This is a genomic window from Butyrivibrio sp. MC2021, from assembly GCF_000621605.1.
Taxonomy (GTDB): Bacteria; Bacillota; Clostridia; order Lachnospirales; family Lachnospiraceae; genus Butyrivibrio.
Genome location: NZ_JHXX01000001.1, coordinates 1112804 through 1137263 on the forward strand (window position 1 = coordinate 1112804; position 24460 = coordinate 1137263).

Annotated in this window: 16 protein-coding genes; 3 read left to right on the forward strand and 13 right to left on the reverse strand. The window is 43.6% G+C overall.

Features of this window, described 5'->3' with window-relative positions:
• Positions 1-25 precede the first annotated feature (25 nt).
• From T359_RS0104580 to T359_RS0104630, 11 genes are all read right to left on the reverse strand, one after another.
• Positions 26-1771 (reverse strand): SGNH/GDSL hydrolase family protein, encoded by a 1746-nt coding sequence (locus T359_RS0104580; RefSeq protein ID WP_026516452.1) that lies wholly within the window; start codon positions 1769-1771, stop codon positions 26-28.
• 48 nt (positions 1772-1819) lie between these two features.
• Positions 1820-2773, reverse strand: coding sequence for a hypothetical protein (locus T359_RS0104585; RefSeq protein ID WP_026516453.1), 954 nt, complete (start codon positions 2771-2773; stop codon positions 1820-1822).
• 165 nt (positions 2774-2938) lie between these two features.
• The gene (locus T359_RS0104590; RefSeq protein WP_026516454.1) at positions 2939-4441 is read right to left on the reverse strand and encodes an ABC transporter substrate-binding protein; all 1503 of its coding nucleotides are present in this window, start codon (positions 4439-4441) and stop codon (positions 2939-2941) included.
• A 153-nt stretch (positions 4442-4594) separates the two neighbouring features.
• Positions 4595-5605 (reverse strand): carbohydrate ABC transporter permease, encoded by a 1011-nt coding sequence (locus tag T359_RS0104595; RefSeq protein ID WP_026516455.1) that lies wholly within the window; start codon positions 5603-5605, stop codon positions 4595-4597.
• Positions 5598-6506 carry a carbohydrate ABC transporter permease gene (locus T359_RS0104600; RefSeq protein WP_026516456.1) on the reverse strand — a complete coding sequence of 303 codons (909 nt, stop codon included), beginning with the start codon at positions 6504-6506 and terminating at the stop codon, positions 5598-5600. The genes T359_RS0104595 and T359_RS0104600 overlap by 8 nt, the downstream gene beginning before the upstream one ends.
• An 18-nt stretch (positions 6507-6524) precedes the next feature.
• The gene (locus tag T359_RS0104605) at positions 6525-9131 is read right to left on the reverse strand and encodes a DUF5696 domain-containing protein (protein WP_197027052.1); all 2607 of its coding nucleotides are present in this window, start codon (positions 9129-9131) and stop codon (positions 6525-6527) included.
• Between the two features lie 12 nt (positions 9132-9143).
• Positions 9144-9803: a YIP1 family protein gene (locus T359_RS0104610; protein WP_026516458.1), complete on the reverse strand. Its 660-nt coding sequence runs from the start codon at positions 9801-9803 to the stop codon at positions 9144-9146.
• A 25-nt stretch (positions 9804-9828) separates the two neighbouring features.
• Entirely contained in the window at positions 9829-11337 is a 1509-nt protein-coding gene (locus T359_RS0104615; RefSeq protein WP_026516459.1) for an NHL repeat-containing protein, read from the reverse strand.
• A 19-nt stretch (positions 11338-11356) separates the two neighbouring features.
• Positions 11357-12220, reverse strand: coding sequence for a carbohydrate ABC transporter permease (locus tag T359_RS0104620; RefSeq protein ID WP_026516460.1), 864 nt, complete (start codon positions 12218-12220; stop codon positions 11357-11359).
• 1 nt (position 12221) lies between these two features.
• Positions 12222-13160: a carbohydrate ABC transporter permease gene (locus T359_RS0104625; protein ID WP_026516461.1), complete on the reverse strand. Its 939-nt coding sequence runs from the start codon at positions 13158-13160 to the stop codon at positions 12222-12224.
• Between the two features lie 29 nt (positions 13161-13189).
• The gene (locus T359_RS0104630) at positions 13190-16120 is read right to left on the reverse strand and encodes an extracellular solute-binding protein (RefSeq protein ID WP_026516462.1); all 2931 of its coding nucleotides are present in this window, start codon (positions 16118-16120) and stop codon (positions 13190-13192) included.
• A gap of 432 nt (positions 16121-16552) precedes the next feature.
• Between T359_RS0104630 and T359_RS19320 the strand changes: the two genes are divergently transcribed.
• Positions 16553-17509: a helix-turn-helix transcriptional regulator gene (locus tag T359_RS19320; protein ID WP_035783551.1), complete on the forward strand. Its 957-nt coding sequence runs from the start codon at positions 16553-16555 to the stop codon at positions 17507-17509.
• A gap of 8 nt (positions 17510-17517) precedes the next feature.
• Here the strand turns inward: T359_RS19320 and T359_RS19325 are convergent, their stop codons facing one another.
• A complete protein-coding gene (locus T359_RS19325; protein WP_051544927.1) occupies positions 17518-19161 on the reverse strand; it encodes a glycoside hydrolase family 43 protein in 1644 nt (547 codons plus the stop codon).
• Positions 19162-19360: 199 nt separating this feature from the next.
• Between T359_RS19325 and T359_RS23255 the strand changes: the two genes are divergently transcribed.
• A complete protein-coding gene (locus T359_RS23255; protein ID WP_330370135.1) occupies positions 19361-22171 on the forward strand; it encodes a carboxylesterase family protein in 2811 nt (936 codons plus the stop codon).
• A 4-nt stretch (positions 22172-22175) separates the two neighbouring features.
• The gene (locus tag T359_RS0104650) at positions 22176-23468 is read left to right on the forward strand and encodes a glycoside hydrolase family 5 protein (protein ID WP_035783553.1); all 1293 of its coding nucleotides are present in this window, start codon (positions 22176-22178) and stop codon (positions 23466-23468) included.
• A 46-nt stretch (positions 23469-23514) separates the two neighbouring features.
• Here T359_RS0104650 and T359_RS0104655 read toward each other — a convergent pair whose 3' ends face one another.
• On the reverse strand, positions 23515-24426 hold the full coding sequence (locus tag T359_RS0104655) for a hypothetical protein (RefSeq protein WP_026516465.1): 912 nt from the start codon (positions 24424-24426) through the stop codon (positions 23515-23517).
• Positions 24427-24460: the final 34 nt, after the last annotated feature.

Here is a 24460-nt window from a genome sequence, read left to right on the forward strand (position 1 = left end):
TCATACCCTCATTATTGCGTTAATATTACTCAACAACTCCAAAACCGAGAATTGTAAATTTCTTCTTTTCCATTCCTGGAGCAAGCTCGATCTTAACCTCATGCTCCTTGGTTCTCTTGCCGTTATGAATGATAACCGCATTGCAGTGAGTCCAGCCGTTCTTAAGAGGATCTGCCTCCAGAACCTTCTTGCCGTCAACGTAGACTACGGCTGTTCCTGCATTTGGAAGTCCTGAATCCTTGTGAACCAGAAGAAGCTTGGAGCAGGTGATCTTCATAACAAAAGGATCGTTGCTCTGGGCATTCTCTTCATGGCACCAGTTATAAGGGAACTCAGGTACAGGCTTGATCTCAGAATCCATCTCTACATGCTGAAGATCCTTATCTGTATCTGTAAATGAGCCTTCACTTACAATCTCAATTCCAAATCTGCTCTTGAGTCTTGGAAGTTCCTTTCTGTCTACAAGAACTACCTTCTCGAAATCTGCTCCGATGGCAGGCTCGGTCTTCTCAAGATCAACTTCCTCATCATATTCTGATGGCTCAGCATTCACTGCATCGAGAAGATTGACTATACAGTCGCTCATGATCTGATGTCCAAGGTTACTTGGATGATACTGATCATAGAAATACTGGTTCTTGGAAATAACCCTTCCATCCTCCGGAAGAAGCATAAACTGAGGTGATACGGCATCAAGAACACTTACCATAGGGATATGGTAACGTACACCTACAGGACCTAATCTATCCTGGAGATTCCAGTCATTGGAGAATACCGCAAAAAGTATTACCACAGCAGGCTTCCAGGGAAGACTGTAGGCCTTTCTGATAAGACTCTCAAAGCAAACGCCCTTGGTCTCGTCGCCTTCGTCGTTAACTGCAAATTCTACAACAATAAGGTCAGGCTTCTTGATGCCATCCCTTAATACATCTCTCTCAAATCTGATCATGCCAAGCTCTGAAGGAGTTCCTCCGACACCGGCCTTAACAAGGTCAACCTTGCCGCCCTTGGCATATTTCTTTTCAAATTCATCTGCAAAAACTCTTGCATAGCACTTCTCATGGATAGGAATAGCTCCGGCTCCCTGAGTAATGGAACCACCGATAAATCCTAAAGTGATATCCTCTCCTGCTCCGGCCTTGGCCAGAAGCTTCTCAAGTCTGTCTGTATTGCCCTTGAGCTTAAGGCTTCTTGCGATCATCTTCTTGTAATTGTCAGATGCAAAATCTACAAGAGTCTCCTCTCTCTGGATAGGAGCCACAAAACCGTCGTTCAGATAAAATCTTACATCAACAGAAGCCTGAACCCCGGGTCTTGCAAACTCAAATCTGGTCTGACCAATCTCATGGTCGCTGGCAAGCCAGTTTACTGAAGAGAGCTCGATGATATTCTCCATGCCATCCATGGGGAACTCTTTTTCAATATTGGTTGTGGGTTCTCCGGGAGTATTGGGATACATCTGCATTACGAATTTAACCTGCTCATCCGGAACCCTGCCTGATACGCTGACACCGATGGAATGTACCATCTTGCGGAATCCCGCTGTGGTTCTCAGAAGATCAAGCATATAATCATCTGTGATACTTCCTGCAAGTCTTGCAGCATCAATGAGTCTTCCGTCATTCTCATAGATAAACTGAATTCCTCTTCCGTCAGGCTGAGGTGATCCGTATACCTGCTTTCCCTGCATTATAAAGAAAAATGGACGTTTCTTAACCGGGTCCTTTGGCGCAACCGGTCCCCCATTATTTACGTTCTTTGCTGCTTCCATTCAATTATCCTCCACAATGATAAATACTTTATCTAAATTGTTCCCCTATCAGGGCCATACACCGGGTCTTGGTTTGTTAACCTGGACGATTCTTGCCTGTTCAAGATTCCTGAGCAGAAGAAGTCTAGCCTCCCCAACCTTCTCCGGCTTGATCATGAAATAGCAATAGGTCTCAATAAGTGAAAACAGATTGGCGGTTCTTCCTTCAATCTTGAAGTTATTGATTCCGTTAGGCACATATTTCTCCCAGATAAGCTCCGGGGAAACGAAGGTGGAATAATCCTTGATAGTATAAAGACAGTTCTTATCTCCGTATTCACAGTGCCAGGGAATGATGTGCTTTCTCTTCTCGGGAGGGAGCTTCCTATTCTCCTCCACAATCTTCTGGTTCATGCCAATGTTCTTGTAATGATCGCCTCTTCTCTTGCAATCGGGAACACAAACAGCATTAACCAAAACCTCAAGCCTTGACTTATCTGTAATCTGGTCAATAAGGTCCCATTTGTTGTTCATGTTGTAATCAAGAACAACATATTTATAGTCCTTCTCCAGCTCTGCATTGACAGAAGCCACATCCCTTATCTCCTTACAGGTAGTGGAATCAATCCTGTAGGAAGGATAGTTCTTTCTGATGTATTCTTCCAGAATAGGAGAAAAAACAAGAACCTCATTCTTGCCATTATCGCCTTCCTTCAGACAGAAATTACAGAATGGATCCGCTAAATCTTCCTCTTTAATTAAAGGGTTGGTATATGTAAATCTGACAGGAATATTCTTTTTGTTAATAGAAGTGATAACGTTTCTTACAAATCCCGCATCACACTGATCATCACCAAGAAGACGGCCGCCATTCCAAAGTGAAAAAGGAAAAGCTCCAAAGAAAGATGCTATCTCAACACCTTCTCTAAAATACTCTGGATGCTGCTCCAGCATACTGATCCAGAACATATTAAGAGGGAAATTATACCTCAGTCCCGGAAGATGAAATCTTACTTTTTCCATATTTAATACCTCTAAAACACAACCACTGATATCAAGCGCCAATACCGCTTTATTAAACAAAAAAGCTACAAAATTACCCTTTTTTGCTTAATAAAACGGCCAAGGCAAAAGTAAAACTTTTGCCTTGACCGGCATAAATGCAAAGCTACTTAAGACTTACTCAAATTACTTATTGGCCTCGTCAACGTATGACTTCCATGTGTCACGGATAGCTTCAACCTGCTCAGATACAACTGAGTTAGGTCCGATGTTCCATACGAAGTCTGAACCAAGGCTGAGGTTAGGAATCATGCCGTGGAATGCAATTGTTCCCTTCTCTGTCATCATCTGGATTGTCTCATCAACTGCTCTCTCATCGAAGATACCGTTTCTAGCTGTTGAAAGGTATCCGTTGTAATCCTCGTACTCAGCTGAAGGAGCGTTTGTCCAGAGGTTCCAAGCGAATGCAAGCTTCCAAGCCTTGTCTGCATCATAGCATCCAGGGATAGCTACAGGGTTGTTTGACCAAACGTTTACATAATCTGTAGCCTTAGGTCCCTTAGGGAACATAACGAAACCAACTTCGTCCTGCATATCCTCAAGGAAGTTACCAGGGCATCCAGCGTACTCATCTTCTACCATGAATGCAGCCTGTCCGTTAAGGAACTGCTCTTTGTAGTAATCCCACTCAGCACCCTCAGGGTTAGCAACTTCTGCATCATATGTTGAGAAGATCTTTACAGTCCACTCAAGAGCCTCAAGAGTCTCAGGAGACTCAAGGTTGTATGTGTACTTGCCGCTAGCATCCTTACCAATGTAAGAACCATTGTTTGAGAAGATAGCTGCTGTTGTCATGTTACCTTCGTTAAGTGTAAGACCATAAACATCGATAGTACCATCGTTGTCCTTATCCTGCTGAACCTTGCTCATAAGCTCTTCGAACTTATCCCATGTCCATGTTCCGTCAGCCTGCATATCGTAGATTGACTCAGGATCGATACCTGCATCTGTAAGAAGTCTCTTGTTGAAGTATACACCTGTACGAGCCTCTGAATAGCCAGCGAACATAGCGTAGATTGAATTTCCCTTTGAATACTGCTCATGAAGCTTGTTTCTCTGGAACTTAGGAGCGCTGAAGTCAAGGCAATCAAGAGTTGCAAGGTCATACATAAGGCCGTTTGACATAGCTGATGTGATAGCCGGATCATCACGAAGGGTGAAGATGTAGTTCTCGTCACCACCGGTTGTAGCATAGTCTACGAAATCTGCAGGTGTTGAACCCCAGTCAGACATAGCCTGCTCTTTGATTGTGAAGTTGTATGTCTCCTGAATGAAATCTCTGTACTCCTGACGAGCTTCCTCATACTCGTTAGCTGGTTCTGCAGGATCTCCTGACCACCAGTCACGAATGATGATTTCCATACCGCCAAGGTCGATTGGGTTACCAGCATCATCTGTGATAACCTTGTAAGGATCATAATCAGATTCTGCAACTTCCTCTGCAGGTGCCTCCTCTGCTGCAGATGCCTCTGCTGCAGGTGTCTCTGCAGGAGCCTCTGCTGTTGTGTCAGCAGGTGTCTCTGTTGTTGCGCCGCCGTCAGCAGTCTGATTACCGCAAGCTGTCATGCTTACAAGTGTAGCTGCTGCCATAATAGCAGCTGTTGTCTTTGTTGTTAAAGACTTTCTCATACTTTTTGTTCCTCCTTTTGCTTTTACAATAGGTAATATATTGTCCGGTGTCCCCGGTAACAATCTGTTCAAAAATTGTTCATTTTTATTTTACCACATATCCACAAATTAATGGTAAAATATTTATCTTTTTTGTATATTTTTATATTCTGATTACATCTTAATACCAGTACTTGAGATACTTTCTACAAATGCTCTCTGTGCAAAGAGATAAAGGAAAATAAGTGGCATTACGATCATTAGAGTTCCTGTAGCAAGAATACAGTTGGAATAAGCAACTGAAATTGTTGTCTTTACTCCGTTAATTCTCTGGATAAATGCACCAAGACTGTCTACAATTCGTGCAAGTGCTGTGCTGACAAGCTTGGTATTTCCAAGGAACATCTTTGAATAGAAGCCATCTGTCCACTGCCATACAAATGCGAAAAGGAAACATGATGTAATGATGGGCTTAGCCTGTGGAAGCATGATTCTGATGAAGGTCTTAAGTGTTCCGCATCCATCTACGTAAGCTGCCTCTTCAAGGTCTCCCGGGATGTTTCTGAAGTACTGACGGATCATGTAAATATACAATCCGTTCTTAAGTCCCATACATCCTGCACTCATCAGATAGTAGGGAAGCTTGGAACCACGAAGGTTGATTGTCTGACCTGTAACAAGATTGAAGATTCCAAGAATATCAAAGTATCTGAAGTGAAGGTGAAGTGAGCTGGCAATTGTCTGAGGTGGAATAAGGATTACAAGGATAACACAGGCAAACCAGAATTTCTTAAGAGGAAATTCAAATCTTGCAAATCCATATCCAACAAGTGTGCACATTGCGATCTGAAGTCCGGCTATTGTCAAAGAGATAAGGATTGAATTAAAAAGTGCCTCCTTATAACTCATAAGCTCAGCTGCCAATCTGTAGTTGGCGGTTGTAAAGTTCTCCGGGATTGAGATTACGATCGGGTTGTAAAGATCGCTCTCAGTCATAAAACTTACTGAAATCTTATTGAGGATAGGCTGAATGATCATAAAGCACATTCCGAACAAAAGGATGAATCTTATGATGCTCACTGCCTTGTCCATTATTAACTTCTTAAAGACATATCCACCTGATAATCTGTTTCTTTCCCAGAAACCAAGCTTCGCATATCCTGCTTTATTTTCCACATTAGTCATAGTAGTAAACCCTCTTTGAAATGAAGAATGATGTAACTCCCACAAATGCAAGAACGATTACGAAGTAAATCCAGGACATCGCTGATGCATTTCCATACTGCTGCTGATCGATCATAACCTTCTGTATCTTTGTGATTACTCCGTTATCGGATCTCATACAGAAATCTACAACAGTGTAAATCCAGTTTACAAGGAACAGTGAACTGATCATTGGGAAGGTGATCTTCCAAAGGCTTTCCCACTTTGTACAGCCTTCAATGTCTGCCGCCTCATACATACTTGATGAGATGGTCTGAAGACCTGACAGGAAAATAATGATCTGAATACCGGAGGCAAGAGCTACGTCGTAGATGTTATCGATTACTTCGAAGACCTTCTCATAAGCTCTTGTTCCAACGCCTGCTGTTCTGAGGATACTTTCCAGTGCTCCTGTTACGCTTATTCCACTGCTTGACTGCTCAATTGTCTGAGCAAGCTGGGACATAAGCTGGTTGTTTTCTTCAAGTCCTACGATTACACCTGATGAAAGGATAACCGGAAGGAAGAAGATTGCTCTTACTAAAGCTCTTCCCTTAAACTTCTGGTTAAGTATCAGGGATACAAAGAAACTGAATACGATAATCGCCAGTGAATAAACGATCATTCTTGAAATTTCTTCCACAAGAAGTCTTGTGTACTCAGGATCAACTCTGAAAGCAAATATGTAATTGGTAATACCGTTTATTGTTTTTGTAACCTGTCCTGCTGCAAGGTTTACTTCACAGAAACTCATGTAGAAGGATTCAAAAAGTGGTTTGACCATGAAGACCAAAAAACCAATTATGAACGGAGATATGAAAAAATACCCCGATACGGCCTTACGTTTCTGAAGACCGGCTAATTTATTCGTTTGCTTACTCATTCTTTAGGGCGTCCTTTCTCATCTTTTTACTACATAGTCTCTTGCAGGAACAGTAACACCGTCATCTGTCTTGAACTCGCTGTAGCCATAGTTTACATAGACCTTGGTTCCATCTGCATATTCAGTACAGGAAACATCAGCTGAAAGATTATCATGGCCTGTCATTTCCTGATTGAAGGTGTGGCCAAGCTCTGTGTTATATCTGCTGTAGATATTAAGAAGCTTGTCCTTCCAAGCATCATAAGTTGCTCCATAGTACTCTGTATAAAGAGTCTTCTGTGTTGCGAAGGATGTCTCCTCCATAAGTGTGAAGTAAAGGCCTGCGCCATATTCTGCGCTGTATAAAACCTCATCCTCCATGTTTCCACAGATGTTGATTGACTCTCCTGTGTAATTGATTCTTCCATGTACTGCCAGCTGGAAGAAAGGAACACATTCATCAAGGATTGTGTACTCAGAACCTCTGAGATCCATGTCAGTAACCATGCTTGCGAAAGGAATCGCATAATCGTTACCCATGTTGATCATAAGTGGTGTTCCATTGTCTGAGTATCTCTTAAGCTGTTCAACCTGCTTATCTAATACCTGCTGTCTTGAGTAGGTCTTCTTTTTATAGAAGTCTGAAGAAAGATCCATACCCAAATCCTGGAAGGAAGCACCTGCGCCGTACTTACCTGCAGCTTTTACCAGGTTATCGCCCATATTCTCTGCTACATCTGTGTGAAGCAGGAAGTATGTGTTATCGTCATTTTCTCTTTCTGCATAAGTGATGTGGCTGTATTTGTGGAGCTCTGCTCTCTCCTTGGAAATAAGCTTGGCCGCATCTGAATATGAGAAGAATCCATCCAGCAGATTGCTGTCGTAGGCGTACTGTGTGATACCATCGAGGTAAACCTGATTTCCATCAGCTTCTGCATTCTTTACAAAATTCTGAAGATCTTTCTTGCTTCCTAAAGCACCAATTGTTTTAACATTCTTAAGTACTTTCTGTTTAACTCCGCCATTGCACCAGCCTGTATACTTGATGCTCATATTGGAAACGCCGTTAGCTTCAAGATCCTTAACAATAGCATCAGCATCTTTGTAGCTTGTAAGCTTAAGTGGTCTTGATACCGGAATACCAACGATCTGCTTTACCTTATCGATGGCACCTACCATGTTAATGGCAACCGGTGTGCTGTTGTTATTAAGAAGATCCATATATCCTGCATATTCCTTCTGAAGATACTGGCCATAGTTCTTAGCCATATCTACATAGCTTCCGGAATTGATAAATGAATATCTCTGAGTAAGAGTTTCATCAGGAAGATCCTTAACATATTCATAAATATCTGAGTTTGAAATGTCACCTACATCGTACTGTTCTCTCTGACATACGCTGTATTTTGCATTTACATAGTTGTAACTTGAATTCTTTCCTGCAACGTCTGCCTGGATAGCTGCATAAGGACTTCCTTCTTCAAGAATACAGATGAAGGAATCATTTCCCTCGGATACACCAAACACTCCGTAATAAGCTCTTGTGTTATGTACCACCGCATCTCTCCTAAGGCACATATCCCATCCGTATACGTTGGTATAGTAGCTGGCCTGAGCAGTCTTACCATTATTGAAGTTGATAGTTGCTCCACCGCCTTCAGGAACGAACATGAATCCTTCCTGATCGGGACCGCCTGCTCCAAAATATGGAAGAGGAGTGATTGTGTAGATCGGTGTGTCCTTATCATATCCAAGATCCTTGAAAGGAACCTCAACTACAAGATCTTTTCCCTCGAGCTTATAAACAATACTTGCATTAAATACCGGGTTATCAGAGGACTTGCTTGAAAGATCAAGTTCCTTATCAGCAAGGAATTTCTCATAAGTATATCCGGCGTCAGCAAAAAGCTGTTCCATTGTCTTCCTGGTATTTTCCTTGGTCTTATCACGAAGTACGTAGATTACTTCAGTCTCCATAATAGGATAATTAGCAAGAAGTTCATTCTTATCATCTTTTGCGGAAAGTTTGTTGATATCGTATTTCTTGTAATACTGCTTAACAAGATCTGCACTCTTCTTCTCCATCTTACCAAGATAACCGTCAAATTCAGTCTTGGTGATTACAGGAGGAATAGTGTATTCTTTTTCAACATTACCCAGTGAGTAATTAACTCTTATCTCATTTTCTCCGGGTACGATCTCGTAGATACCATTGTTGGTACTAAAGCCCGCTGTTGAATAGGTTGTCTCAAGTCCCTGTGTAATTGAGTAGGACATGATAAACGGTGACTGGAGATATGCCTTGGTATCCTCAAGAGCAAGAGGATCTGATGTAGCTCCCTCAGGATTGGAATACCATACCTTGCCACTGTCCTTAACCTCTAATGAGAATGTGGTAGTCTTGGGATCCATAGTAAGTTTCAATTCACCATTGTCCACAACGATCGGCTCTTCACCACCCTCAAAGGTATAAGGTTCTACCACTTGATCCGTTTCAGTAGCAGGTTTAATGTTAATGATCACTAATATTCCGGCTACAAGGATCAGCGCCAGGATGATCGATGGAAGCATCTTAAATATTGCTTCTTTAATCTTGATAGATTTTTCATTTGTATTTTTCTTCTTATCTGTCTTCAAGTTTTTCACCCCTTGTCATCCTTAGAGTCTGAACATAAATTCCTTAGCGAGGGAGATGAAATATGAAACTCCCTGTGAGATCATGCTAAAGAACACCATCAGGATAAATATCATAACCAACATCGCAAACAAGGTTGCTACCGTAAACAAAAGGTTCTTGCCTGCTGAGTATTCGTGGATCTGTCCCATGGCTACAACAACCAGAATCGCTGCGTAAATCAGGGTCATCGCCGACAGCGTCTCATAAAAGGCGCCCTCCTCCACTGTTACAAAGTTACTGAAAACCATCAGCGGAAATTGGATAAGCGGATATGGGATAAAGGCATAACAGGTTGCCATATATACCTGACCCAGCCTTCCTTTTCCATCAAACAATGTAGTTAATGCCCAGTTTCCTACAACCCATAAGGAAAGAGGAAACAGAATACTTGCAAGATACAAAAAGATATTCAGGTCTTCCCAGTAAACATTCAAAAACAGGAAACTTGTGTAACGAAGTTTTAAAATTCTAACCAAAAGAGAGGCGAACAGAATAGTATTAGCTGCCGCATAGGTTCCTCTCTTTTCATGAGTAAGATCCCAAAAACCATCCATGGGATGTGTCATGCAGTAAAGAGCAAATTTCAGAGAATCAAAATATTTCTCTTTTGGAGTTTGAAACTGTTTTAATTTTGCTATCATAGCCTCACCTGTTTTCATTTAATAGTTAGATATTGAAAATATCTGCTGTATCAATTTCGTATTTAAGTGCCTTAAATTTACCAATTCCAAGAGGTATAAGGAAAAGTGCAAGAATAACGATAACGATTATCGCGATGTTTTCCTCAACCCATTCTTTTCTGTACTGCTTAAAGGCCTTGGAATAGTTATCAGCATCATACTTAAGCTCGAAATACTTCATTGATTCATGGTAGCGTTCCTGACGAAGAAGAGCTCTTCCTATTCCGATATAAGCCAGATCATAGTTACCATTCTGGTTCATAACTTCCTGCCATGCATCTCCGGATTCCTCGTAGTGACCCTTATCGAATTCCTCGATAGCTGTATATACCAGATTACCAAACTGGGTCGGAACAAATGCTGTAATTGAGCAGTCAATACTGTCTAATACATAGAGCTCATGGCCATAATGTTCGATGGCTGATGGTCTTCTGAAGTATCCATCCATATTACCGTTACCACCAAAAGCAAATACCAGTCTGCCCTGATCGTCATATCCAAATACACGTCCTCTGTTCTGGTCAAGACATGCATAAATGTCATTATCTAAAACGGTGACATCTGCGAAGACTGAAGGTCCTTCATATCCACCGCCGGATCCCTTGTAGAGATCACCCTGAACGCCCCAAGCGCCGTTGTGAACCAGGATATCATTACCCATAAGGTTCAGCTTTCTTACAGCGTTCTCATCATCTGCTACTCTTGAATCGTTATCGGTCTTAAGTGGCATTGTTGCATATATGAAACCTTCCTGATCCATGTAGATGTTCTCATACTCTGTAGGAACGAAGGATTCCATCTTAGCTCTCTGTTCCTGTGACGCGAACTTTTTCCAAAGGTAATCGGTCCAGTCGAACTTAACCGGTGTAGCGCCTACGAATCCTGAAAATGTTCCGTCATTCTCGTATTTAACAAGGCCCTTATTGATACCGGATGCGATACAGTAAACACGCTCAGCTGTATCAACCGTAAGCTTGTTAGGTGCAAATACCAGTGAAGGATCAAGAGTATTGTCTGTAGGCTTAATAAATTCCATGATGTAATTAAGGTCTTTATCAAGCTTCAGGATTCTTTCATTGCCCTGATCCGCAATAAATATATTGCCATCCTCTGAAATAGCAAGATCAGTAGGATTACTAAAGGTACTGGGCTCTGCACCCTTGAAGGAATCGATTATGTCTACGACCTCAAGCTTCTCAGGTGAAACTCTCTCAACCTTGATGATACGGTTATTACCGCTGTCGCAGATATAAATGAAGTTTCCTTCTACGAATAATCCCTGAGGATTTTTTAATTTAACATCAAGTCCTAACTCTGAAGATGTAAATACTCTGCAGACTGAGTAGAGGTCCGGGCTCTCCTGAACATCTCCCCACCAGTCGTAGTTATAAGTGTAACCTCCATCGGAAGCCTGCACTGAAAGCGGCGCAAGTAACAGGATGGATGCTGCAATTATTGCCGTTGTGGCTTTTATAAGTAAATTCTTTTTACGCATATTACCTCAACCTTTCAACTTAGTCCTTAAGTCCTGAACTTGCCATTGTCTCAAGAATCTGGCTCTCTGAGAATACGAAGATAAGAATTGGCACGATCATTACTACTACAAGTACTGCAGCGCCCTGACCGGTTCTTGCGATACCACCTGACTGAATCTGCTGAAGGGCATATACAAGAGTTTTTCTTTCTTCTGAATAAATATAAGTAGAAGCCTTGTTATTCCAAAGTCCCTGTACTGAGAAGATGATAAGTGTCATCCACGCAGGCTTAACGTTTGGCATAACGATGTCATAGAATACTTTCCATTCGTTGGCACCATCAATCTTGGCAGCTTCAATAAGTGAAGTAGGAAGTCCTTCCATGAACTGCTTCATAAGGAAGAGTCCCATAGGTGAAGCGAAGGCAGGAATGATGATTGCCCAGTAAGTATCGATCCAGCCCAGTTTGTTCAGGATCAGGTAGTTAGGAATCTGTGTAACCCAACCTGTGAACATCATGGCTACTGTTACTACTTTAAAGAAGGTCCTGTTTCCGGGGAAATCATACTTAGCAAGTACGAAAGCGCCCATGGAAGCAATTATCAGGTGTCCTGCGGTTCCTACAAAAGTAATAAATACTGTATTGAACAGGTATCTTGTGAAGGTAACCCAGGATTTACCCATTGTTACAAACAAATCTGAGAAGTTATCCATAGTCGGGTGCTGTGGGAAAATCCTCGGAGGGAATTTGAACAGCTCATCCAGTGGCTTAAGTGCACTGCTCACTGCGTATATGATAGGGAATGCCATTACAAACGCAACAAGCAAAAGAAATAAGTAAAGGAAGATATCTCCTGCTATAGATCTATTCGGTTTTCTTTTCTTAATCAGTTTCCCACTCATATCAGGTTCCAACTCTCCTTAACAGACTTTGAATTGCTTTGTTGCAAAGAATCATCATAAAGAACAAAATAGTTGCTATTGCGCAGGCATAACCCATCTCGAATCTGGAGAAACCGTAGTCAAAAAGGTGAGTTACGATCGTTCTTGCTGCGTAATCGGTACTGGGATATCCGCAAAGCGCCATGGTAACATCAGCAACACCGAAGGATGCTGTGATTGACATAACGGCACCGAACATAAGCATAGGCTTCATGTTGGGAAGTGTGATATACCACAGCTCCTGCCATCTGTTCTTGATACCATCCATGTAACCGGCTTCGAACTGAGCTCTGTCTACGCCCTGAAGTCCGGCTACGAAGGAAAGGAATCCTGTTCCCAAGCTCATCCAGAGGATAACTATCATACAAATAGGAAGCATGTATTTAGGATCAATAAACCAAAGCTTAGGAGCATCGATAATTCCAAGGTTCATAAGGAACGCATTTACATATCCATATGCATCTCCTCTGAAGAATACTGAGAAGATTACATAGCAGTTACCTGCAATGGAAGGAGCGTAAAACACGATGACAGCGATGCTTCTGATCCATCTTGGCAATTCATTGATAAGCCAGGCAAAAAGGAAGGACAATATGTAACCAAGAGGTCCTGTAATCAAGGCTATCATCAACGTGTTTTTTACGCCTATCAGAAAGATATCGTCCTGGAGCACAAGAGAGATATAATTCTGAAGTCCGATAAATCTCGGAGGTTCCAATATGTTGTAATATGTGAAGCTGTAATAAATTGAAGCAACTACAGGGAACACATAAAACATCGTAAATAGGATTGCGTAAGGTGCAAGGAAGAGGTAACACATCTTGCGGTTCTTTGCTTTTTTAAGTGCTACGTTAAAGTTGTGTTTACGCAGCGTGAAATATTTCTGTACGTATTCCTTCATTTTGAGTTCTCCCATCCGAATAGCCGTCATCAGTAATCTACAGGCATACCGAATTCTTTTCTTTTCTTCTTGATCTCTTCGTCAATTAGGATCGAGTAATCAATTATGGTCTCTCGTGAATCTACCTTTTCGTTGATAACCTTACGAATAGCATTGGAGATGTGACGTCCTGTGAAGTATCCGCCGGGTACCTCTCTGATTCCTGTTGTCTGATCCCACTGCTCATTCAGCACTGCGATATCATCAGTACTCCAGGACAGATTGGAGAAGGCATCTCTGTTTGCAGTTGCATATCTTGCAGATGAACCAAGGAGCGCCTCAATCTCTCTACCGAAACGAACCTGTGTCTCTGCGTTAGCCCACCACTTCATGAATTCCCATGAATTCTGCTTGAGCTGCTCATCATCAGTTGCAATCATCATTGTTGCTGAACCTGTGATGAAGTCTGATCTGTCGATCACTGTCTTGCCATCAACAACTCTCTCTGTTCCGGGGATCAGTGTGAAGTCCCAAAGGCCTCTGATCTCAGGTGCTGATACCATGAGAGTGTTATAGGTTGAATAAGGTGAAATACCAATTGGCATCTCTCCTGAACGGAATCTTGAAACGAAATCATATACTGTAGGAATTCCGTAATCATTGAAGTATCTTACATAATCATCGAAGGCTTCAACTCCGGCCTCAGTATTAACTGTTGTCTTGGTTCCTTCCTCGTTGTACATATCTCCGCCATACTGGAACAGCAGTGAGAAGTACATTGAAAGATCAGGTACATTGGACATGATAGAGGTTGATGCTGCTGCAGCTCCTGAAGAACCTGCCGCTGTAGGAATACCGATTGAGAGGTTGTTTCCCTGAATAGTAGGAAGCATCTCAATAAGTTCCTTCCAGGTCTGTGGAACCTCAAGTTCAAGTTCCTCTAATACGTCCTTTCTATAGAACATAACGTTGAAGGTCTGTGTCTCAGGAATTCCGTAGATGTGATCATCAAGTCTGTACTGCTCGTATGAACTCTCTGAGTAATGTGAAAGAACTTCTTCCCAGCCCTCAAACTGAGTGATATCTTCTGCTGCACCACGGAGTGCGTAGTTAACAGGCTGATCGGCGCCAACTGAAAGAACTACGTTAGGTCCTCTTCCTGCCAGAACCGCATTAAGAAGTGCACCGGGATCAACGATTTCAACGTTGACCTTAACTCCTGTTGATGTAGTAAAGTCATCGTCTACCATGGACTTAAGGATTGTACCCTGGTCACGTCCGGTAAGAACCCAAACCTTAACTACCTTGTCGCTCTTCTCGTCATATACATCACCTACGGAGTTGTAATCAACAAAGAAGGAAGCGATGAAGGACTTGATCTCGTGCCCCGCCTTCATGAAGAAGTTAGCCTTGTCCTTCTTAGGAGTAACTCCTGTACCTGAAATTGTCAGGTAGTCGATATCCAGCTTGGTCTCACTCATGTTAAGAGATGCAGTACCCAGGGAAGTGATGTTATCTTTAAATGTTGTAAATTCAGTTGTGATCTTCTGAGGCTTAGCACAGAATCTTTCAAGCTGCTGAGCAATTGTCTGCGCTGTTGCAATGTTGTCTGCCTTCTGTCCGGAGTATGCAACCATGTCATCGACTATCTTGTAAAGTCTCTTGGCCTCAAGCTGCATAGCTTCCATAATTTCAGGGTAGGTTGTCTCGATGTGATAATCTCTGTATACGTCAGGACTTGCTCCGGTGTATACAAGGATTCGACGATAGATCTGGTTGAGTCTGTAAGTAGAATCTTCCATCTCTTCAAGAATCTTTCCCATACCTCCCAGTGTTGCCTCAAGTCTGATGGTGTGCTGACCTTTTGTAAGATAGAACTTGTAAGGTGTTCCGCTCTCATCTGCCAGATCCATGCAATCCCAATCATTTGAATAAGAGAATGAAATCTCTTCAAGTCCCTTGAAAGGAACCTCACCATCAATTGTTACGCATCTGTTTGAAACAGATCCCCTTGCGTAGTTCTGACGTCCCTTGATCATTACATTGTAGAAACCGTCAGCAGGAACTTCGAAGTTCCATTCGATCCACTGGCCTGAGCTCCTCCAGCTGTCACCACCTACATAATTAAGTACGGTGTGTGTTACGCTGTTAGGAACAGTGGTTGGCGAGGACCGATCAAATTTAGCATAAAGGGAGGACTCTGATCTAAGGGTTGAATCCTCGCCCTGTACCACCTGAATAAACTGAGCTGCTTCATTGCTGTCTGATACAGAACCAAGTGAAGCAAGATACTCTTCGTAAGTAGGTGTCTCTTCAATCGCCTTAACAACAAGCTTGGAAATGATCACCGGCTCATTGTCGCCCTGAAGTGTGAGCTCGTTCTCTCCTTTATTAAAGTAGAACTTATAAGGCTCAGCTTCATATCCCATGCTATCCTTGAAGAAAGCGCTCTGGAAATCATAGTATTCAACCTGTCTGGGTCTTATCTCATTCTGCTGGTTGTCTACCTTCTTCTCTCCGCCGTCCATCCACATTCTTGCGAATGAAATATTTCTGGCTCCTTCAAAAGGAAGTTCTCCATTTATTAATACGGTACGTTCAGCAGCAACTCCTCTTGACTCAGGAATCATATATTCCATATAAAGTCTGTAGAAGCCTTCCTGTGGAACGTTGACCTTCCAGGTAACGGTAGAACCGGTATCTGTGAAAAGGCCATCCGCCTCCTTCTTAACAGTACCCTCAGCCTCAAACTGATCAAGGGAAACTTCTATATCACCCTTAGGCCTGTTGTCCGGATGAAGTGCCAGGTACTTGCTATAGGTACCGGCTCGCTCCATGCCCTGAACATCCATGCTCAGATCCGTGTCCATATATTTCTCGTGAAAGTCCTTGATCTCCTGTTTAGAGAGAACTACACATACCCCCGCGATAAGTGAAACGGATAAAACTGCTGCTATAATTTTCTTAGTTGTCGTATGCAAGAGTTATTCCTCCCCATTTATTGCTTCCCAAAATTTGCTTCAGGTTAATTCAACCTGCACTATAAAGAATATCGGCTTAGCAACCTCGTCGCCTACCAGATGTTGCCTTATGGTATTCAAATATTGCGGAGGGGGATAGAAAAAAGATATGGCATTTTTGTGCACATTTGACAAATCCCCAAGAATTTTGTAGTATGCTTTTATGCGAAATAAGCACGATGTGAAAATTGTTAGCAAGATTTGAGAAGAAGATTTGAGACCAAAGTGCTAAGATATGCGTACAAAACGACGGAAGAAATACTGTATTTCCGCGGTTTGTTTATAGAATGTGTCAATAAAAAGCAATGTTTTTAACGCAATCACATATTGCTTTTTTATGGTTGAAAGTTAATTTTTTATGTGTTGTTTCATTATTAAGGGAGGGGCACGCTTATGATCCTAAGAAACGAAGGGGTAAGTCTGGATTATTACCAGCAGAACACCGACTACGAGAGCCGTTCACTGGATGGTACCAAAGAGAATTCCATATTCCCAAAAGACAGTTCTATAAGAATATGGTACAACGAACTCAATGTGGACTATCCTACACATTGGCACAATGCCCTGGAGATCATAGTTCCTATTGAGAACTACTATGATATCGATGTGGACGGGGAGCCTCATCGCGTTATGCCCGGAGATATTTTCTTTATCCCCCCGAGAAAGTCACACGCACTGCACGCTCCCAAGTCAGGGCAGCGCTACGTTTGCCTTTTTGACATCGATTTTTTCTCTAATGTAAGGGGCTATTCGGGACTTATTACAATGCTCAAGGATTGTATCCATATTACACCCGACACCTTTGCTCCTGTATATAATGAAGTTTATGATCTGTTTTCACAGATCTGGAATGAGTATTTCCAGAAGACCGAGTTCTATGAGTTCTCCATCTACTCTCATCTGTTCCAGATCATGACTATTCTGTCCAGATTTAATCTCAACAGAATGCAGCTGTTTACAGATTCTACTCCCGTCAAGAGACGTGAGTATTTCGATCGACTTAACAATGCCATCGATTATATCGATGAAAACTATGCCAATGACATCACTCTGGATGATGCCGCTGCCTTCAGCGGTTTCTCCAAGTTCCATTTCTCCCGTCTTTTCAAGGAGTATATGAACTGTACATTTTATGATTACCTCATTGGTAGACGTATCAAGGCTACAGAAATCCTGCTCACCAGAGATGACCTGTCCATTACAGATATTGCTCTTCAGGCAGGCTTCTCCAGCATCTCCACCTTTAACCGTACCTTTAAGCTCAAGAAGGGATGCACCCCCGGAGAATACAGAACCCTTTTCTCCGGCGGTTTAGGCAAAGAAAAGGGCGATGTATCCGAAAAGGCTTAAGCCTTTTCTCATTTATTAAATTTCCAACTGAATAATCTGAACTGATCTCCGGAGAATACAAAGTACAATGTGTGTTCTCCGGTTATTTTTGTCTCAAGCTCTGCTGTAATGGTTGTAAGTTCCTTAGCATCAGCGCCGCTGACATCAACATATCCGACAGCCTCTGCATCAGGTGCATCAAGGCAGATCTTGATAGCTCCTGTCCCCTCTGAAAGAGCCTTGACCTCTACAGAAGAAGCGCCTTCTGCTCCGAAATTCACTCCGCTTACACTAACCCAGCTTCCGGGAAGCATATCAGCAAGGATCATATCTCCTGAACCATACTTCTTGGCCACATCTCCGAACTGAACAGTATCTACACCGGACTCATTGGACATTGTAACTGCCTTTGTCTCTGCATATGGATCAAAAGCCTTGAGCTGATCAACACCCTCTTTTGTTCCAACGCTTACAGAAGGCTCGTTATTTTCATTAAGTTCAAGCTTATCGATATGTGTGCTTCTGTAACCACCGTCAATTCCCATCTTCTTCTCAAGCATTCTTGCATGATAGGTAATGTACCACTCACCCTCAAATTCAAAAATGCAGTGATGGTTGTTTCCGCCAACACCAAAGAATCTCTCAGGATTCTTAAGAACCGGATTGCAGGCAGTGAAGGGGCCCATGGGAGAATCAGACTTCATGGTCATGATCTCGCCGTTATCAAAGCCATGCTCCCTGGATGCCTCAGGAGTTACGCTGAAGTTGGTGCAATATGAATAATAGTAGGTTCCGTCAATCTTGTTGATTCCGGAATCCTCAAAAAGATAAGCTACATTCTCGATAGGCTTAGGCTCGCCCTTAAGGCTGATCATGTCATCGCCAAGCTCACAAACTCTTGCAGTTCCGGGATTGGCTGCTGCCTCGGGAGAAGGCACTCCGCCGCCAAAGTAGATATATGCTCTTTGGTCATCGTCCATAAGAACTGCGGGATCAAAAAGCCATGTAACCTCTGCGCAGGTAGGTGTCTCTCTGGAAATAAGAGGCTTGTTGATAGGATCAGTGAAAGGTCCCACAGGTGAATCTGCTGTAAGAACAGCGATTCCATTTCCATTATTGGCAAAGTATAAAAAGAACTTATCCTTGCCGTCTATATTCTTGTAAGCTGCAGCAGGTGCCCAGGAGTTCTTGCCCCAGGTGGAAGCGCCGGTCATTCCGGAAGCAAAGATTGTTCCATGGTCTGTCCAGTTTACAAGGTCATCGGAAGATATAACATTGATGGTGTTGATATTGCCGTAAGTATTCTCTTTTACGGTGCCATCAGCATTGTATGAAGGCTTATCCCCAGTCATATAGATATAAACCCTGCCATCATAAACAAGGGCATAGGGATCTGCGCCAAAGCGTTGAACCATAACCGGGTTGTGATCTTCTAACCCCTTAAGGTTCTTCTCCGGTGTAATATTCTCGAATACTTCTGTAAAATTGAGGCTCTTTGTGTCCATGTCTGTTAATTCTCCATTATCTGTTTCTGATTCATTTGTTACATTATCATCGGCCTGCCCGATATATTGCTCAGGCTGAGCCACATCCTTACTACAGGCAGTCAGAAAAAAGGAAACTGCTACCATACGAAGTAGTATCAGAGTATTTTTGGTATTAAAAATTTTCATCTTTTCTCTCCTGTGAAAAAATGATATTGGATTTATGTATTTTCAATCCACCGAAATGTTGCTGATTTCACTTCAGTAATTGCCAAAAGCCGCCAACTTCGCAACCTTTGCCCATCCACTCGCAATATGTGAATAGACTCATATCTTTTCCGGAATATAAATTAATGAAAAAGGATAAATAATGTATTGGAGAAAAATTATGCTTAGAACAACTAACACTGAAAACGGAAAAGTAAGCGGACTGCCCGGCAGCAATCCGCGAATTACTGCTTATTTAGGCATTCCCTTTGCTGCACCTCCGGTGGGCAAAAACAGATGGAGAGCTCCCCAGCCCGCAGAGAACTGGGAAGGCGTAAGATTATGCCATGAATTCGGCCCCATCTCCTACCAGAACACTCCCGGTGTGGGAACAGATCTTTACTGCAGAGAATGGCATGTGGACAAGGACATCCCCATGAGCGAGGACTGCCTGTATCTCAACGTATGGACTCCCGCCAAGGCAGCTGACGAGAAGCTTCCTGTTCTTGTATGGTTCTTCGGAGGCGGCTTCCAGTGGGGCTACACCGCTGAGATGGAGTTCAACGGAGAGGCTCTTGCCAAGAGAGGCATCGTTGTAGTCAGCGTAGCTTACAGACTTAACTGCTTCGGCTTCATGGCTCATCCTGAGATCACAAAAGAGTCCCCCGAGGCTCCCGCCAACTTTGGTCTTCTTGATCAGAAGGCAGGTCTTCACTGGGTTTACAGAAACATCGCCAACTTCGGCGGAGATCCGGAAAAGATCACTATCTCCGGCCAGTCTGCAGGCGGCTCCAGCGTTATGCACCAGCTGACCCACGAGGGCAACTTTGACATTGTTAAGGGCGCTGCTGTACTTAGCGGAATCATCAGAATGCCCGACCCTCAGGACGACATTTTCCGCCCTCTCAATCTCGAAAAGGCTGAGGCTCTGGGTAAGAGTTTCCTTGATTTCCTGGGCGTGAAGAGCCTTGATGAGGCAAGAGAAATAGATTCCAAGGAACTGCTTGCGGGCTACGACAGATTTGTAGCCTCCAATCCCCGCATGTTCCCTATAAGAGACGGCTTCTTCTGCAAGGGTGATCCCGTTGAGCTCTTTGTGGAGGGCAAGTGTGCCAATGCTCCCGTTATCGCCGGCAATACCACCGACGAGTTTATGATGGGATCTGTTAATACCGTTGAGCTGTCAGTTAAGAGCACCTTTAACGACGCCACCAAGAATGGCCGTGAAAAGAGCTGCTACTACTACCGTTTCGATCCCGATATCCCGGGAGACGGAAACTCCTTCAGAACTCCTGAGGGCAAACTTGTTAACGACAGCCATCCCGGAACCTTCCACTCCTGCGACCTGTGGTTCTTCTTTGACAATGTAAATAAGTGCCACCGTCCTTACGAGGGAAGACACTTCGATCTGGCAAGACAGATGTGTGACTACTTCGCCAACTTTATAAAGACCGGTGACCCTAACAAGGGCGGCTGCGAAAAGATCGCTCTTCCTCAGTGGAAGGCCTATTCCGACAATGATAAGAACGAGATGGAATTTTTATCCAGAGGCGCAAGCCCCAGAAAAGACGGCGGTATCAGAAACGGCTGCAAGAAGCAGGCTGTTAACCCTTACCTTCCCAACTGGGAATATGTGCCTGACGGAGAGCCCTATGTATTCGGCAACAGAGTATATGTATACGGCTCCCACGACATCTATGGCGGCGAGACCTTCTGCATGGGTGACTATGTATGCTGGTCTGCTCCCGTAAATGACCTGGGCAACTGGCACTACGAGGGCGTTATTTACAAAAAGACACAGGATCCTCTCAACGCAGACGGCCATATGTGCCTTTATGCCCCCGATGTTACAGTTGGTCCCGACGGAAGATACTATCTCTACTATGTACTTGATAAGATCAGCATTGTTTCTGTAGCTGTTTCAGAGTGCCCCAACGGACCTTTTGAATTCTACGGATATGTTCACTACGAGGACGGAACCAAGCTTGGAGAAAAAGAAGGGGATGAGCCTCAGTTTGATCCCGGCGTTATGACAGAGGGTGACAACACATATCTTTATACAGGCTTCTGTGGACACGGAGACACCTCAAGACACGGTGCAATGTACACCCTTCTTGACAAGGATATGCTCACAGTTAAGACCGCTCCCAAGATCGTGGTTCCCGGAGCTCAGTACTCCAGCGGAACAGGCTATGAAGGACATGCTTTCTTCGAAGCTCCTTCCATCAGAAAGCGCGGAAATGTTTACTACTTCATCTACTCCTCAGAGGTTATGCACGAGCTCTGCTATGCTACCTCCGACAAGCCTGAGGGACCTTTCACCTACGGCGGAGTTCTCATCAGCAACTGTGACCTTCATATCGGAAGCTATAAGGCTCCGGAAGTTCCTGCAGCCTACGGTGCCAACAACCACGGCAGCATGATCCAGATCGGCGAGGACTGGTACATCTTCTATCACAGACATACCAACGGAACCTGGTACAGCAGACAGGCCTGTGCAGAAAAGCTTCATATCAACGAAGACGGCTCTGTGGATCAGGCAGAGCTCACCAGCTGCGGACTTAACGGCGGTCCTCTTGAGGCCTACGGCGAATATCCCGCAGATATCTGCTGCAACCTCTTTACAAGAGCCCACAAGATGTATGTTGAGCCTGAATCTCCAAGGGTTGTTCAGGAATTCGATAATTCCGGCTACGGCCCCAGCTATATCAAGGGCATTGTTGACGGAACAGCCATCGGATACAAGTACTTCAATTATGAAAATGTTACAGGTATCCGCATCAAGACCAGAGGCTACTTCAAAGGAAAGTTTGATATCAGCTTAAGCCTTGGAGGAGAGATCATCGGAACCATCCTAAAGAACGATTCCTCCAACATCTGGGATATAGGTGAATGCAGATTTAATGAAATAAATGGTACACATGCCCTTTATTTGCGCTATAATGGTTCAGGTAATTGTTCACTTGCATCAATAGAATTTATAAAGGGATGATATTATGAAAAAGAATTTGAAGAAACTCCTGGCTCTTGGCATTGCCGCAAGTTTTGCCATGTCAGGGCTGACAGGATGCGGCGCAGGAAATAATGCACCTGAGGAAACAGTTCAGGAAGCTCCTGCCGAGGCAACCGAGAACACTGAGACAACAGAGGCACCTGCTGAGGCAACAGTTGAGGCTACAGCAGAGGAAGCTTCAGAAGCAGCTTCTGAAGAAGCAGTAGCAGACGAGGCTACAGCCGATGTACCCCTTGAGGAAAAGGAAATGAAGGATATCACACCAAAAGAGCTGGTAGCTAAGATAACTATCGGATGGAATCTTGGTAACACCTTTGATGCCTGGGGTGGTACAGGTCTTGCAGATGAGACCCATTGGGGCAATCCCAAAACCACCAAAGAGATGATCGATGCAATCGCAGCCAAGGGCTTTAACAGCATCAGAATTCCCATCACCTGGGCTGATCACATGAGTGCAGCTCCGGATTATTCCATTGATCCTGAATGGATGGCCAGAGTTAAGGAAGTTGTTGATTACTGTATAGATAATAATCTTTATGTAATCATCAATTCACATCACGAAGAGATGTGGAGAATCCCCGACGATGCGCATATTAACGATTCCTGTGCACAGCTGGCTGCTCTTTGGGCACAGGTTGCTACAGAGTTCAGAGATTACGACTACCATCTTATTTTCGAAGGAATGAACGAGCCCAGAGTTAAGGGCGGAGAGAATGAGTGGAGCGGTGGCACCAGTGAAGTCAGGAAGAACCTTGATACCCTGAATCAGCTTTTTGTGGATACCGTTAGAACAACCGGCGGCAACAACGAGTACAGACTTCTTCTTATCACCAGTGTTGCTTCCTCCCACGTGATCCAGACCATTGCACCTCTTAAGATACCTGAGGATGATCACCTGGCTGTATCCATCCACGCTTACACACCTTATTCCTTCACCTATGAGGATCCTTCAGCTAATCCTTATGACAACTGGGATGGTTCTCACAAGTCAGATATCACTCAGGTGTTCAGCGATATAGACAGAATCTTCTCCACCAAGGGAGTTCCTGTTCTTCTTACAGAGTTCGGCGCTGTTAACAAGAACAACGAAGCAGATGTCGCTGCCTGGGTAACCGATTACCTTACAACTGCCAAGAAGTACGGAATTCCCTGCTACTGGTGGGACAACGGAATCTTCGATAAGGACGGTGAGAAGTTCTCTATCTTCAATCGTAAGGACTGCACCTGGTATCGCGAAAGCGTAGTTGATGCCATGATGGCAGTATATTCAGAGTAAAAATATAGAACCGGAATTCAAAGATCAAATGAATTCCGGTTCTTTTTTATCTCTTTCTTGCTGCCATCTTCTTTGCATTTATCTCTGCAAGACGCTTATTGATCTGATTGCGTATGAAGTCTTCCTCTCCGTCCTTTACAAGGTAGTACAGATAGGAATCAAGGACCAGTTCCTGAGGAAGGCCGCGGCCCACCAGCTTGAAGTTTCTAAATCCCATATCTATATAATCCTTCATCTGCTCCTTGGCAATAAAAGCAGGCTTGTTTTTGCAGTCCTCAAAGGACTTCTTCTCCTGTCTGTTGGGGCAGGCAAAGGGTCTTGCAATCTCGAATTCCAGCTGCTTCAAAGCCTCATCCCGATAGTGCTCAAGACGCCTTGGGCAGTCCGGGAAACAGATCTCATCACAGAGGATCTCCACTCTGTCAGCCACAGGCTTGAGGCTCTCAAGAACCTCCTGATTATGGTTCATATCGTAGTCAAGAACCACCATGAAATAGTCCTTTTTCAGCTCCTCATGGAGCTTATCCGGGTCTTTTATCCTCTTGGTTGTTGAGGATATGAATTTGAAATTCGGATACTCTTTTCTCAGATAATCCTCAAGGACCTGAGTGTTGACCAGAACCTGATTCTCGCCGTTGTCCGCAAGGCGCATAATGAGGTTGCAGAAGGTGTCATTTAAGTGCTTTTCCTCAATAAGAGGATTGGTCCAGGTAAACCTGACAGGAACATGCTTGGAATTAAACATTTTGATGGTGCGCTCTATCTCATTCTTGGGACAGAAGCCCAGAACAGTCCTGCCGCCGTTCCAGATAGCACCGGGGAAGGTCCCATATACACTTCCCACTCTGTAGTTCTCATTAAAGGAATTGGGAAATTCCCTCATTAATTCAATTACGGTATAGTTGAGATCTCTGAAAACAGAGAATCCCGGCAAATGCCAGTAAATATAATCACCCATTGTAACTCCCCTTAGTACACGTTTTTTCAATACG